The organism is Mariniradius saccharolyticus AK6, assembly GCF_000330725.2.
Taxonomy (GTDB): domain Bacteria; phylum Bacteroidota; class Bacteroidia; order Cytophagales; family Cyclobacteriaceae; genus Mariniradius; species Mariniradius saccharolyticus.
In genome coordinates this window covers 90,548-104,989 of record NZ_AMZY02000005.1, presented here as the reverse complement: position 1 = coordinate 104,989, position 14,442 = coordinate 90,548, and the positions used below count along the sequence as shown (strand labels likewise).

Genomic DNA, 14,442 nt, shown 5'->3' with positions numbered 1-14,442 from the left:
CACCCATTTTGGACTGCTTATGGCAGTCTTTTTTCTTTACCTATGACCAACCTAAAAGATTATCTTCTGCTCTATGCCAAGGGTGTAGCGATGGGCGCTGCAGACATCGTTCCCGGTGTTTCCGGCGGCTCGATTGCGTTTATCACGGGCATATATACCAAGCTGCTCGACAGCATCAAGTCTGTTGACAAACAGGCTTTGACATTGCTATTTCGGGGAAAAATAGGGGATTTTTGGACCCATATCAATGGTACGTTTCTCTTGGTACTCGTGCTCGGCATCATGACGAGTATATTTTCGATGTCCAGGTTGATAACCCACCTGATGGAAGAGCATCCCATTCTGCTATGGTCATTTTTCTGTGGCCTGATTTTGATTTCCGCGGTTTTGGTTTTGAAAGATATCCAACGTTGGAATCTGAGCGTCTTTATTGCCTTGCTCATAGGGACGGTAGGAGCCTATTGGATTACTGGACTACCACCGACAGGGACTCCCGATACCTGGTGGTTTACGTTTGTGGCAGGTGCGATTGCGATCTGTGCGATGATCCTTCCTGGGATTTCAGGAAGCTTTGTATTATTGATTTTGGGGCAATATGAACGCATCCTCGCCGCGGTAAACGAAAAGGATATTTTCTTGCTCACTCTATTTGGATTGGGCTGTATAGTCGGTATTTTGTCTTTCGCCAGAGTCGTTTCTTGGCTTTTGCATAAGTTTCCATCAATGACGATCGCGCTTCTTGCTGGTTTTATGTTGGGCTCTATCAACAAGCTTTGGCCATGGAAAAACATCCTTTCCTACCGTATCAATTCAAAAGGAGAGGAAGTTCCGTTTTTGACTGACAATGTCATGCCCGCTACTTTTATGGAGGGTACGGGTCAGGATCCTCAGGTTTTCGGTGCTGTGTTGGCATTCGCTTTTGGGATTTTGCTCGTTTTTGGGATCGAAAGGACTGCTGAATATCTGAAGAGAAGATGAGAAAGTTCGGTCTGATCGGATTTCCTTTGACCCATTCTTTTTCGAAGAAGTATTTTACTGCAAAATTCGAAAGGGAAAAGATTGTTGGGTGCCAATACGATCTCTATGAAATTTCCGACATATCCTTTTTGCCAGATATACTCAAGGAAAATCCCGAATTGGAGGGAATCAACGTGACAATTCCCTACAAAGAAAAGGTCATCCCCTTTCTGGATGAACTGGATCCTGCTTGTGCGGCCATCGGTGCGGTCAATTGTATCCAAATCAAAAATGGGAAATTGAAGGGATTCAATACGGACTGCATTGGATTCAAGGAGTCATTGGAAGGTTTTTTGGCGGGAAAAAGACCATCTGCACTAGTCCTTGGTACCGGTGGTGCTTCGAAAGCAGTGGTGCAGGCCTTGAAGGATTTGGGAATAAACTTCCATATGGTGTCACGGAAGAATGCGGACCATACTTTTTCCTATCAGGACCTAAAAGACAATCCCGCGATATTGCAGAACCACAAGCTCATCATCAATACCACGCCGTTGGGTACCTATCCAAATACAGATGAAATGCCCGATATTGATCCCGATCAAGTGAGCGAGGGCCATCATGTGTATGATTTGGTCTACAATCCCGAAAAGACATTTTTGATGAGGTCTCTGGAGGCGCGGGGAGCATTGGTGAAAAATGGTTTGGAAATGCTGGAACTTCAGGCCGAAGCGGCTTGGAAGATTTGGAATTAAATCCATTGCCATTTAAACCAATCAAACTATGTACTGGAAAAAACAAACACACGAACAGATCAAAGAAACCATATTTGCCGCATTGTCCCAAAACTTGGATTATCGTGGTGAACATCCTATCCTGGGTATCCCTGGCACCTACCTAGACACAGCCGAGTTTTATCCCGATGCTCCATTTCTCAAAGACGCGCCCTATATGTCCGCTATGGTGCGGAATCCAAACCATATTGGGGTCCACACGCTGAGTGAAAAATCGGTGCTGGAGATATTTGAAGGGACACAAAAAATCGAAAAGGATCTCATCAGGTTGTGTGCCGAGGAAATTTTCAACGGAGACCCAGGGCAACAGGATGGCTATGTGGCGACAGGAGGCACTGAAGCCAATATCCAGGCAATGTGGATTTATCGCAATTTTTTCCGGAAAGAATTTGGTGCGAGAATCGGGGAAATCGGGCTGGTCTATTCGGAGGACTCGCATTATTCCATGCCAAAAGGAGCCAATATACTCAATTTGACAAGCATCATCTTGGAGGTGGATAAAGATACGAGGGAGATTTTGCCCCATTCTTTGGAATCCAAAATCAAGACTGCAATGGATGAAGGAATCAAATACTTCATCGTCATCGCAAACTTATCGACTACGATGTTTGGTTCAGTGGATGACATTGACATGTTGGGGGATTTCTTTACCAACATGAACGCACCCTTTAAAATACACGTGGATGCGGCATACGGCGGTTTCATATATCCTTTCACCAATCCTACCAGTAGGTTCACCTTTCAAAATCCCTATCTCAATTCGATCACGAGCGATGGGCACAAGATGCTTCAGACTCCGTATGGGACAGGCTTGTTCCTCATCCGCAAAGGATATTTTGATTTCGTGAAAACTGATGAAGCACAGTATATCCCGGGTAAGGATTACACTGTAAGCGGAAGTCGGTCTGGTGCCAATGCTATTTCTATGTGGATGATCCTCCAAATTCACGGTTCGGAGGGTTGGAAATACAAAATGGAAACCCTTTGCGACCATACCGAGCGGATCTGTAAGCGCCTGACAGGCATGGGTGTAGAATTTTTCCGAAATCCCTACCTCAACATTATCTCTATCAAGGCGAAATATATTTCAAGTGAATTGGCACACAAGTATTATCTCGTGGCCAATTCTTATGAATTTGAGCCAACTTGGTATAAAATCGTGGTGATGCCGCACGTCAAGCAGGGAACGATAGATTCTTTTTTGATGGATTTGGAAGGAGAATTGAAAGCAAGGCAAATGCGCTAGAACCCCATCAGCCCTGAGAACAACTCAGGGTTTTTTGCAAAAATCGAGTTCCCCAACTGCCTACAGGAACCAAAGGACACAAAAAAAGGGGCGCTGAGGCCCCTTTTTGATATCAACTTTTAGATTGATTACTTTTTCTTCTTGATCTCCTGCATCATGTAGCCTTCGATCGTATCATCCACTTGGATGTTGTTGAAGTTCTTGATCGAGATACCACATTCGTAACCCGCCTTGACCTCTGAGACATCATCCTTGAATCGCTTGAGTTGGTCGATTTCACCATCATGCACAACGATGCCATCCCTGATGATGCGGATTTTGTTCTTCCGTGTGATGTGTCCTTCAGTGACATAACATCCCGCCACGGTACCGATCTTGGATATTTTGAATACTTCCCTGATCTGCACGTTACCAGTGATGATCTCTTCAAATTCCGGCTCAAGCATCCCTTCGATGGCATCCTTGATTTGGTTGATGGCATCGTAGATGATGGAGTAGTGACGGATTTCGATTTCCTCCTGCTCCGCCAATTTTTTGGCATTTGGAGAAGGACGTACGTTGAATCCGAGGATAATGGCGTCAGAGGCTGATGCCAAGAGTACATCCGATTCTGAGATTTGACCCACACCCTTGTGGATGATGTTTACGGATACCTCTTCTTTGGAAAGTTTGAGCAAGGAGTCGGAAAGCGCTTCGACAGAACCGTCCACGTCACCTTTGATGATGATATTGAGTTCCTTGAAGCTTCCGATCGCCAAACGTCTTCCGATTTCATCCAAAGTGATGTGTTTCTTGGTCCGCATGGTTTGCTCTCGTAGGATTTGCTCCCTTGAGTTGGCGATTTCACGCGCTTCCCTTTCAGTTTCCACTACTTTGAAGGTATCACCAGCTTGTGGAGCTCCGGCAAGTCCCAGCACCAAGACCGGTGTAGAAGGTCCGGCTTTTTTGAGCTTTTTGCCTGTGTGGTCAAACATCGCCTTGACCCTGCCATAATGTGGGCCTGCAAGCATGATATTGCCGACTTCAAGGGTTCCTGCCTGCACCATTACGGTAGTCACATACCCGCGTCCTTTATCCAAGGAAGCTTCTATGACGGTACCTAGGGCATTTCGGTCGGGGTTGGCTTTCAGTTCGAGGATTTCTGCTTCAAGCAGTACTTTTTCCAAAAGCTCATCCACGCCGACACCGGTTTTGGCAGAGATGTCTTGGGATTGGTATTTTCCACCCCATTCTTCCACCAACAGGTTCATATTGGCCAATTCCTCTTTGATTTTGTTCGGGTTGGCGTTTGGCTTGTCGATTTTGTTGATTGCGAAAATCATCGGCACGCCTGCGACTTGTGCATGGTTGATTGCTTCTTTGGTTTGCGGCATGATGCTATCGTCCGCAGCGATCACGATGATGGCGACGTCGGTGATTTTGGCACCACGGGCACGCATCGCCGTAAAGGCCTCGTGACCTGGCGTATCCAAAAAAGCGATTTTTTGCCCATCAGCCGTAGTGACATCATAGGCACCGATATGCTGGGTGATTCCCCCTGCTTCGCCTGCGGTCACTTTTGTTCTCCTTATATAGTCCAAAAGTGATGTTTTACCATGATCTACGTGCCCCATGATGGTAACAATTGGCGCTCTTGGCTGCAAATCTTCTTCATCGTCTGCAAGCTCTTCAGGTTCAATTTCCTCGTCAGGCTTAGAGAATTCGATTTCATAACCAAATTCATCAGCAATGATGGTGATTGCCTCAGCATCCAGCCTTTGGTTGATGGATACGAACATACCCAAAGAAAGGCAGGTAGAGATTACTTCATTCACAGAGACATCCATGAGAGATGCCAAGTCATTGGCAGAGATAAATTCGGTAACCCGGAGGACTTTGGTATCGTCGACACCTTCCGCCTCTTCTTTAAATCTATCTGATTTCTTGTCTCTACGCTTGGATTTGCCCCCGGATTTGCCACCCTGTAGCCTTGCCAAAGTTTGCTTGATTTGGTCCTGTATCTCCTTTTGGGTAGGTTCGGCCTTTTGTGTTCGTGCGACCTGAGGGGAAGCAGGCCTCCCTTTTCCTTGGAAAGGTTGTCCCTGTGCTCGTCCTCTTCCTCCGGCAGCTTGGTCGGCTGGTTTTGGACGATTTGGATCCTGAATTTCAGGGCCTTTTTTATCAATACGCTTGCGTAGCCTTTTCTTTTTGTCCTTGTTGCGCTCATCAGAGGAAGCAACGGGCTTATCCCGTTTTTTGAACCTATCGTCAGGCAATTCGATTTTGCCCAAAACGGTCAAGCCTTTAAGTGCGTCTGCCTTTGCTGCGATAACTTGGTCTTCGGGAGCCTCAGGTACTTTTTCCTTTTCAGCCTCAGCCTTTGGTTGAATGGTTTCCGAGGTGATTCCAGCAGATTTAGAAGTTTCTTTGGCGTCAGATGGAGCTTCCGCAAGCGGTTGGGCGACAGGTTCTTCTGCTACTTGTTGCTTCGGAGCCTGTGGTGCTGGAGTGGAAGGCTGTTCCGCAGCTGGCTTGGGCTCGTCAGCTACTTGGGGTTTTGTTTCCTCTTTCTTTGGAGCGGGCTTTGGAGCGTTTAGGTCGATTTTCCCCAAAACCTTGATTCCGGGAAGTACGGGCGCTTCCACGGATACTTTGTCCGCGCTTGGTTCTTCCTTAGCAATCACGGCAGGTTTAGCAGGTTCGGGTTTTTTGGTTTCAATAACCGGCTCCTGCTTTTTCTCCTCCTTGGCTTCGGATTCCGCCTCTATGGTAAAGGTCTCGTGGTGCCTCTTCCCAATGGAAAGATGCGAGGCCTCCTCCTTTTCGAGTGCAGAGGATTTAAACTCCTTGGCCAACAGGTCGATTTGCTCCCCGATGATTTTGAAGTTTGGATTGTTTTCGACTTCAAAGCCTTTTTTAGTCAGAAAATCCACTACCGTAGAGATCCCTACGTTGAGTTTTCTGGCTACTTGCCCAAGTCGCTGTGTTCTATCTTCTGACATATAATATTTTGTGCACTTTCTAAATCTGTTGGCAAATATAGGCCATTTATTGGGTTATTGAGGCTTTGGTTATTGCTCAAATTCCTGTTTCAATATTCTAAATACTTCGTCGATCGTCTCTTCTTCCAGTTCAGTTCTGCGAATAAGGTCTTCTTTGGTAAGTGACAAAACACTCTTCGCAGTATCCAACCCGGTCTTCTTCAATTCGTCGATTACCCATCCGTCGATCTCGTCTGCGAATTCTTCCAAATCCACATCCTCTTCTTCGTAATCGCTCAATTCCCTGAAAACATCGATTTCGTATCCGACCAATCGTGAAGCCAAACGGATATTGAATCCACCCTTACCGATTGCCATCGAAACTTGGTCAGGCTTGAGGTAAACGGAGATTCTCTTGTTTTCTCTATCAATTTGGAGCGAAGTCACTTTGGCTGGACTCAGTGCCCTGGCCACATATAGCTCAAGGTTGTCAGTGTAGTTGATGACGTCGATGTTCTCGTTTTGGAGTTCGCGGACAATTGCGTGAATCCTGCTTCCTTTCATGCCCACACATGCGCCCACTGGATCGATCCGGTCATCATAGGATTCAACGGCGACTTTTGCTCTTTCTCCTGGTTCCCTCACGATTTTTCTGATGGTGATCAGGCCGTCGAATACCTCAGGGACCTCGTTTTCAAATAATCTTTCCAAGAAAATCGGCGAGGTTCGGGAAAGGATGATGCGTGGATTGCCGTTGACCATCTCTACTTTGTGGACGATGGCTCGAACGCTGTCGCCTTTGCGGAATCGGTCTTTGGAAATCTGTTCACTCTTTGGAAGGATCAATTCGTTGCCTTCACCGTCGATCAAGAGGACTTCCCGGCCAAGGATTTGGTAAACCTCTGCCGATATGATTTCACCTACCAAATCCTCATATTGGTTGAAAAGCAAGTCCTTCTCAAGGTCCTTGATTTTTTGGATCAAAGTTTGACGGGCCATCTGCACGGCCCTGCGTCCGAATTCTTCTAATTCGATTTTCTCATATACTTCTTCCCCCACCTCAAAATCAGGTTCTATTTTACGGGCGTCGGTCAGGCTGATTTTGTCGAAATCCCAAATATCTTCCGAATTATCGTCGACGATTTCCCGGATGCGGAGGATTTCGAGGTCTCCCTTGTCGGCATTGATGGTGACGTCGAAGTTTTCGTCTGTTTCGAATTTCTTTCGAATCATCGCCCTAAATACATCTTCCAGGATTCGGATCATGGTAGGTCGATCCACATTTTTAGACTTTGCAAATTCTGCAAACGACTCTATGAGCACTTTAGCGTCCATGTTTTTTATTTGAATGAGACTAACACAATTGATTTCTTGATTTGTTCGAAAGGAATGGCGAGTATCACTTCCTGTGCCTTTTTGCCCTTTTCCTTTACTTTGGTAAGGATCTTGATGTCCGTGCTGCCGACCTCTGACAGTTGGCCCTCGATATCTTTGCCATCCGACAGGCTGACCTTGAGCTTTCTTCCGACATTTTTGAGGTATTGCCTCCTTGAAGAAAGTGGGTGGTCCAATCCTGGTGAGGATACTTCAAGCACAAAAGCCTCCGGCATCAAATCCTTGGCTTCGATTTCGTCTCCTACCGCACGGCTTACCCTGGCACAGGCATCAATACTGACTCCCTCATCCGAATCGATCAGGATTCTGACTTGGGATTTATTGCCGATTCCGGCGACGACAATGTCCACTACAAAGTGGTTGTCATCCGGAAGGTGCTTTGCTACGATTTCCTCTAATGTGTTCTTCAGGCTCATGGCGTTTTTTCGGCTATGAAACAAAAGAGGGGACCGACGTCCCCTCCGCTGAGTATGGTAAAACGTTGCAAATGTAATAATTTTATCGAATTAAAAAAAAGCCGGAAACTTGTATTAAATTGAGATTTCCATGATAATTTTGTCCGCCCGCATAATATGTTGTCCCCAACATTGTTAAATTTAACACAATTATCTATCATCAACTCCTCAATAAAACACAATGGCTTTATTTGATTTTTTCTCAAGTGACATCGCTATAGACTTAGGTACCGCTAATACACTGATCATACACAAGGACAAAATCGTCGTGGACGAGCCTTCGATCATTGCGATAGACAGGACCTCAAACAGGGTCCTCGCGGTTGGAAAAGACGCGATGAACATGCACGAGAAGACCCATGAGAACATAAAGACCATCAGGCCATTGAAGGATGGGGTGATTGCGGATTTTTACGCAGCGGAGCAGATGATCCGGGGAATGATCAAAATGATCCCTGGGCACAAAAAAGGAATGTTTCCAAAATCCCACCGGATGGTAATCTGCATACCATCTGGCATCACCGAGGTGGAGAAACGTGCGGTACGCGACTCCGCAGAACATGCAGGCGCGAAGGAAGTATACATGATCTATGAGCCGATTGCCGCTGCCATCGGAATTGGGATAGATATCGAAAAGCCGATGGGCTCCATGATTGTAGATATTGGTGGTGGTACAACGGAAATCGCACTGATTGCCCTGTCAGGGATCGTCGCTGACCAATCTATCAGGGTGGCAGGTGATACATTCACGAAAGATATTCTGGATTACATGAGACGGCAGCATAACCTTTTGATTGGTGAGCGCTCTGCCGAGAAAGTGAAAATTGCGATTGGATCTGCATTGACTGAATTGGACGATGCTCCAGAGGACTATGAGATTCGCGGTAGGGACTTGATGACCGGTATTCCAAAAGTAATCAAGGTATCTTATTCCGAAATTGCTTTCGCATTGGATAAATCAGTGTCCAAAATCGAAGAAGCGGTCTTGAAAGCACTCGAAATTGCTCCGCCGGAACTGTCGGCAGATATCTATGACAACGGTATCCACCTCACTGGGGGCGGAGCCCTGCTCAAGGGATTGGATAAAAGACTCCATCAGAAGACCAAGCTTCCGATCCATATTGCCGAGGATCCGCTAAGGGCAGTAGTAAGGGGAACAGGAACCGCCTTGAAGAATATCAATAATTTCCGAACCGTGTTGATGAGTTGATAGGTGGATGCAGCGGATTTTTCTTTTTCTCTATAAGATAAGGGCCTTTTTGTTGTTTGTTGCGTTGGAAGCAGTCGCGATTTGGCTGATTGCCTCTAACAACTCCCAACAAGGCTCCGCCATTTTTAATAGTTCCAACCAAATTGTGGGCAACGTACTTAGTACCCAAAGTGATATCTTGGAATATTTTTCGCTCGCATCCGTCAACAAAGGACTGGTGGAGAAAAATGCTGTTCTTCTCACAGAGCTGGAGTCTCTCCGAAGGCCGGCTGATAGTGCGTATATCGCTTTGGATTCCGCCTTGGAGGCGAATTTCTCCTTTCGCGGAGCAAAGGTCATCAATAACTCGCTGAACCTCACCCAAAACCACTTGACCATCAACAAAGGCTCCAATCACGGGATCAAGCCCGGGATGGGCGTGTTTAATGAAGAAGGCGTGGTAGGAAGGGTCAAGGATGTCAGCCGCAATTATGCTACGATCATTTCCCTTTTGCATTCGGAGCTTTTGATTTCCTCCAAGATCACAACCAATGATGTTTTCGGTTCGACCAAATGGGATGGTGGTGATCCCGGGTTTGCAAAGCTGATGTACGTACCTCGGCATGTGGTGGTCAAAGAAGGAGACTTGGTAGTGACATCAGGATACAACGCGGTATTTCCAGCGGGTATTCCGATTGGTGCTGTTACGGAGGTAAAGCCGGGTACAGATACCAATTATCTGGACATCACCATCAAATTATCCACCGATTTTTCCAGAATTTCCTACGTGTACCTTGTAGAAAACCTCCAACAAGCGGAACTTGATTCCTTGTATCAATCTAGCGGTTTGCCAAATGACTAGTATCAGGATCATATCATTGGCAGTTGCAGGTATCCTGTATTTTTTGGCACAGGTGCTGATTCTCAAGAACCTTGTCCTTTTTGGTGTGGCATTCTGTTTCCTTTACCTGATGTTCATCATCCTGCTGCCGATGGAGGTAAAGACAATTCCTTCGCTCCTGATTTCCTTTGTCCTGGGACTGGGGGTTGACATGTTTTATGACACGATGGGGATCCATACCTCGGCGTTGTTGGCAGTGGGTTTTGTACGGAGCCGCTGGCTACGTATGCTGGTATCTTCTGGGACTTTTGACGAAGACATGCAGCCGACGGTGGTAAATATGGGCCTGCAATGGTTTCTATCCTACAGCCTACCTTTGGTTTTGATCCACCATGTGGTGTTTTTTTATGTAGAAAGCCTAGGCACAGGTTTGTTTTTTGATTCGCTGCAAAAAATTATTGCAAGCGTTATTTTTGTTACTATAATGAGTATAATTGTTCAACTGTTGTTTTACCGGAGAAGGAGGGGAATTTAATGAACGACCAAAGACCGCTTGTCATCATCATTGTGATTGCCATTGTTGGTTTGGTGCTTTTGACCAAGCTTTTTTTGATCCAAGTGGCGGATGATAGTTTTTTGAAAAAAGCAGAAAGCAATGCTATCCAGCGAGTGGTAGACCACCCTTATCGGGGATTGGTGTATGACCGGAATGGAAAAATCTTGGTTTATAACTATCCCATTTTTGACTTGATGGTAATTCCGAGGGAATTTCAGGTCAAAGACACCACCCGATTTTGCGAAATCTTCAAAATAAGCAAGGAATACCTCAAGGAAACCTATACAGCCGCGAGAAAATACTCACCGGTCAAGCCTTCGCCGCTAATCAAACAGATTTCGACGACCGATTTTGCCAGGATACAGGATTATTTGATTGACTACCCTGGCTTGTTTGTCATGACGCGCTCGGTAAGGTCCTATCCCCAGGCTAGTGCCGCCAATGCTTTGGGGTACATAGGAGAGATATCAGGTCCGCAGCTTGAGAAGGATACAACCAAGTACTACCGTCAAGGAGACTATGTGGGCCTCAGTGGCATAGAGGGATATTATGAAAATGAACTCCGTGGGGTCAAGGGCGTGAAGTACAAGCTTGTCAACGTGCGGGGAGTCGACAAAGGGCCGTTCAAAAACGGAGAATTCGATACAGCTTCCGTTGCTGGGAAAAACCTTACATCGACGCTGGACCTCGATTTGCAGCAATACGGTGAAATGTTGATGGCTGGCAAGCGTGGATCAGTTGTGGCAATTGAGCCGAAAACGGGTGAAATCCTAGCTATGATATCGGCACCAACTTATGATCCCAATTTACTTACAGGTGCCCAGTTTGGAGCCAACTACCTTTTGCTCAATAGAGATCAAGATAAGCCGCTATTTAATAGACCAATCATGGCGATGTATCCTCCAGGATCAATCTTTAAGATTGTCCAATCGCTGATCGGTCTGCAAATGGGGGTACTTACACCCAACACAACATTTGGTTGCAATAGGTCTTTGGTGGCTTGCCACAACCACCCCAATCCAGTCAATCTTTTTGGAGCTATCCGAAATTCCTGCAATCCCTACTACCATCAGGCCTACAGGATGATGATCAACCGGGAGGTTTCCACCAACACTTTCAAGGATACAGAAATTGGCTTAAATGCTTGGCGAGAGTCTGTATTGAAGTTTGGGTTGGGTGGTCCGCTTGGTATCGATATGAAAAATGAAAAAGGCGGATCCATTCCCTCAAGTAAATATTATGACCGTGTTTATGGAGAGGGGAGATGGAAGTATTCGACAATCTATTCACTTTCGATCGGACAGGGTGAGATGCTTGTGACCCCACTTCAAATGGCCAACCTTGCGGCGATTTTTGCCAACAAAGGGTACTATTACCCACCCCACCTTATCAAGGCTGTTGATGGAGATTATGAGAAAATCCCAGTTCAATTTCGTACAAAAATGGACGTCGGTGTAGATGCCCACCATTTTGACCTGATTCAGGATGCAATGGCTGAGGCCATTTACGGAACCGCAGCCAGGGCTGCAATCTCCGATATCCAGATCGCAGGTAAAACAGGTACAGCACAAAACCCGCAGGGAGAAGACCACTCCGTATTCATTGCCTTTGCACCCAAGGATGATCCGAAAATCGCCATCGCAGTCTATGTCGAAAACGCTGGCTGGGGAGGCCGCGCAGCTGCTTCTACCGCAAGCTTAATGATCGAAAAATACATCAGAGGATCAATCACAAGGCTAGCACTGGAAGAATATGTGCTGGCTGGAAAATTCATGTAAGCTTTGAGACAGGACGACCTTTATATCAACAAGATCGATTGGATCACAATCGCGATCTATGCCGCCCTGGTGATTATAGGGTGGTTCAATATTTATGCGGCCGTGTATGACGAGCAAAACATCAAAAGCATTTTCGACTTGTCCATCAATTCCGGACAACAATTAGTAAGGATCGGTACCGCCGTATTGATCATTTTGTTGATTATGGTTGCGGATTACCGACTTTTCGAAAACTTGTCCTGGGTTTTGTACCTGGTGTTTCTCGTTTTACTCTTGGTGACGCCTTTTATCGGAAAGGAAGTGAATGGCCAAACCCTGTCCATCGGATTCGGCGCATTTCGGATCCAGCCGTCTGAGTTTGCCAAATTCACGACCGCCTTGGCCTTGGCGAAATTCATGGAACGCCCCAGTATCGATCTTTCCCAGCCCAAGTACCAGGCTCAGGTCATGTTCATTATTTTCCTACCGGCACTATTTATCATGTTGCAGCCGGATACAGGGACAGCGATGGTATTCGCGGCTTTTTTTATTATGCTCTACCGTGAGGGGATGCCGCAGTGGTATTACGTATTGGGGCTGACCTTTGTGGCAATTTCACTTTTGGCACTAGGAATTGAAAACAACCTCTATCTGGCCATTGGCGTGGGTGTAGTGATTGCTGTTTTGATTTTGTTGGGAAAGAAAAGATGGACGCGGATTGTGGGTTTGGTGGTTTTGGGCTTGCTGATCGTAGGCTATACTTACAGTTTGGATTACGTTGTTGCCAAACTTCCAGAGCATCAACAGAACCGTATCATGGTCTTGTTCAACCCCAATATCGATCCCTTGGGAGTCGGGTGGAACGTGACACAATCCAAGATTGCAATCGGGTCCGGTGGATTTTTGGGCAAGGGTTATTTGGAAGGGACGCAGACCAAGTTTGACTTTGTGCCCGAGCAACATACGGACTTTATCTTCTGCACGCTGGGCGAAGAGTTCGGCTGGGTTGGGAGTTTGGTGGTGATTGGGCTTTTCTGTGGATTATTAATGCGCTTGGTTATGTTGGCCGAGCGGCAGAAAAACCGTTTTTCGCGTGTTTATGGCTATTGTGTGGTCTCGATATTGTTTTTTCATTTTATGATCAATATCGCCATGACGATTGGCCTGTTTCCTGTTGTTGGAATCCCGCTTCCTTTTTTCAGCTATGGTGGGTCTTCCCTGTGGTCCTTTACCATTTTGCTTTTCATCTTCATCAAATTGGATTCACACCGGATTCAATTGCTCGGGCGGATGGGATAGGCTTTTAAGGTTGCTGTAAAAAAAATGGTTTGATCGGTTACGCGGCAAACCTCAATCTCGAGAGTCATTAATTCACTTTCTCAAACTGGTCCAAAAATCGTCGACGAGGGCTTCTTTATTGATTTTGGAAAAGATTTTTACCGTGATCGTTTTGTTCTCCGGTGGGCTGTTGACTGTAAGGACCTCGGCAAATTGGGGCAAAAGATATGCTTGCACTAGGGCCAAATCCCACATGACGCGGGTTTTGTCTTGGGGATTTTGTTCTCTCCAGCGGTTTTCCAGAATATGCTCTACGGGTATTTTTTCATTTAAGCGCGCGTAGGTGTCGTCACGATCATATTGAAGCGGGAATGCCGTTTCCAGGGGCATGACAGTGAAATCGAGTCCCTGCAGATCCAACAAGTAATCAAACGCATTGAGGTCATTGCGGATATTGAACTCATTTTTGCTCCAGGCACGGGTGCCGAGGTTGTATTTAGCGCCAAGTGAAAAGACCCGAATCTTAGGTAAGATTTCCGGAGCAAGAATGATCGCCGAGGCGATGTTGGTCAGCGCACCCAAGGTCAGGACATCGAGTTTCTCGCCATCGGGAAGTGATTTTACCAGAGCTATGATGGCTTGGGCAGCCGGGGAATCCCGGGGTTCCTGTCCGCCCCAAGCCCGGCCAATCTGCCTATCGGCTCCTTTGGGATGCGGAAGCTGCCTGAGACCCATGGCGGCAAGGATTTCCTCGTTCAGTCTTTGACTGTCTTCGAGCGTACGCAAATTTTTTGTTTCGTAGGCATTCCACTTTTCAAAAACCAATAGATCCGGATTGTTGAAATGCGCGGAACTCAAGCCGACGACTTCGATACTTTCCGCTTTCAACAAGCGCACTATGGCATAGAGGTCATCCATTTCATTGCCGGTATCGGAGTCCAGCCACACTTTTTGTTTTTGGGCAAAAAGGCTGAATGGCAGGAGCAGGGCGGCAATTAAAATAGATGACCTCATGGC

Annotated in this window: 12 protein-coding genes; 8 read left to right on the top strand and 4 right to left on the bottom strand. The window is 46.4% G+C overall.

Annotated features, from left to right (window positions below):
• Positions 1 to 42: 42 nt before the first annotated feature.
• From C943_RS03485 to C943_RS03475, 3 genes are read left to right on the top strand one after another with little or no spacing between them, the layout of a single operon-like run.
• On the top strand, positions 43 to 978 hold the full coding sequence (locus C943_RS03485) for a polyprenyl-phosphate transporter (protein WP_008624263.1): 936 nt from the start codon (positions 43 to 45) through the stop codon (positions 976 to 978).
• Positions 975 to 1,709 (top strand): shikimate dehydrogenase family protein, encoded by a 735-nt coding sequence (locus C943_RS03480; RefSeq protein WP_008624262.1) that lies wholly within the window; start codon positions 975 to 977, stop codon positions 1,707 to 1,709. The genes C943_RS03485 and C943_RS03480 overlap by 4 nt, the downstream gene beginning before the upstream one ends.
• A gap of 28 nt (positions 1,710 to 1,737) precedes the next feature.
• Entirely contained in the window at positions 1,738 to 2,994 is a 1,257-nt protein-coding gene (locus C943_RS03475; protein WP_008624261.1) for a pyridoxal-dependent decarboxylase, read from the top strand.
• 128 nt (positions 2,995 to 3,122) lie between these two features.
• On the opposite strand, the gene infB is transcribed toward C943_RS03475, so the two are convergent.
• From infB to C943_RS03460, 3 genes are all read right to left on the bottom strand, one after another.
• A complete protein-coding gene (gene infB, locus C943_RS03470) occupies positions 3,123 to 5,975 on the bottom strand; it encodes a translation initiation factor IF-2 (protein WP_008624260.1) in 2,853 nt (950 codons plus the stop codon).
• 69 nt (positions 5,976 to 6,044) lie between these two features.
• Positions 6,045 to 7,289 (bottom strand): transcription termination factor NusA, encoded by a 1,245-nt coding sequence (gene nusA / locus C943_RS03465; RefSeq protein ID WP_008624258.1) that lies wholly within the window; start codon positions 7,287 to 7,289, stop codon positions 6,045 to 6,047.
• Positions 7,290 to 7,294: 5 nt separating this feature from the next.
• On the bottom strand, positions 7,295 to 7,765 hold the full coding sequence (locus tag C943_RS03460) for a ribosome maturation factor RimP (RefSeq protein WP_008624257.1): 471 nt from the start codon (positions 7,763 to 7,765) through the stop codon (positions 7,295 to 7,297).
• Between the two features lie 220 nt (positions 7,766 to 7,985).
• On the opposite strand from C943_RS03460, the gene C943_RS03455 reads away from it, so the two are divergent.
• From C943_RS03455 to rodA, 5 genes are read left to right on the top strand one after another with little or no spacing between them, the layout of a single operon-like run.
• Complete coding sequence (locus tag C943_RS03455) at positions 7,986 to 9,014, top strand: rod shape-determining protein (protein ID WP_008624256.1); 1,029 nt, start codon at positions 7,986 to 7,988, stop codon at positions 9,012 to 9,014.
• Between the two features lie 7 nt (positions 9,015 to 9,021).
• Complete coding sequence (gene mreC, locus C943_RS03450) at positions 9,022 to 9,855, top strand: rod shape-determining protein MreC (protein ID WP_008624255.1); 834 nt, start codon at positions 9,022 to 9,024, stop codon at positions 9,853 to 9,855.
• Complete coding sequence (locus C943_RS03445; protein WP_040478885.1) at positions 9,848 to 10,369, top strand: hypothetical protein; 522 nt, start codon at positions 9,848 to 9,850, stop codon at positions 10,367 to 10,369. The genes mreC and C943_RS03445 overlap by 8 nt, the downstream gene beginning before the upstream one ends.
• Positions 10,369 to 12,168 carry a penicillin-binding protein 2 gene (mrdA, locus tag C943_RS03440; protein WP_008624253.1) on the top strand — a complete coding sequence of 600 codons (1,800 nt, stop codon included), beginning with the start codon at positions 10,369 to 10,371 and terminating at the stop codon, positions 12,166 to 12,168. The genes C943_RS03445 and mrdA overlap by 1 nt, the downstream gene beginning before the upstream one ends.
• 3 nt (positions 12,169 to 12,171) lie before the next feature.
• A complete protein-coding gene (gene rodA / locus C943_RS03435) occupies positions 12,172 to 13,446 on the top strand; it encodes a rod shape-determining protein RodA (protein WP_008624252.1) in 1,275 nt (424 codons plus the stop codon).
• A gap of 72 nt (positions 13,447 to 13,518) precedes the next feature.
• Here the strand turns inward: rodA and C943_RS03430 are convergent, their stop codons facing one another.
• Entirely contained in the window at positions 13,519 to 14,439 is a 921-nt protein-coding gene (locus C943_RS03430; RefSeq protein ID WP_008624250.1) for a nucleoside hydrolase, read from the bottom strand.
• Positions 14,440 to 14,442: the final 3 nt, after the last annotated feature.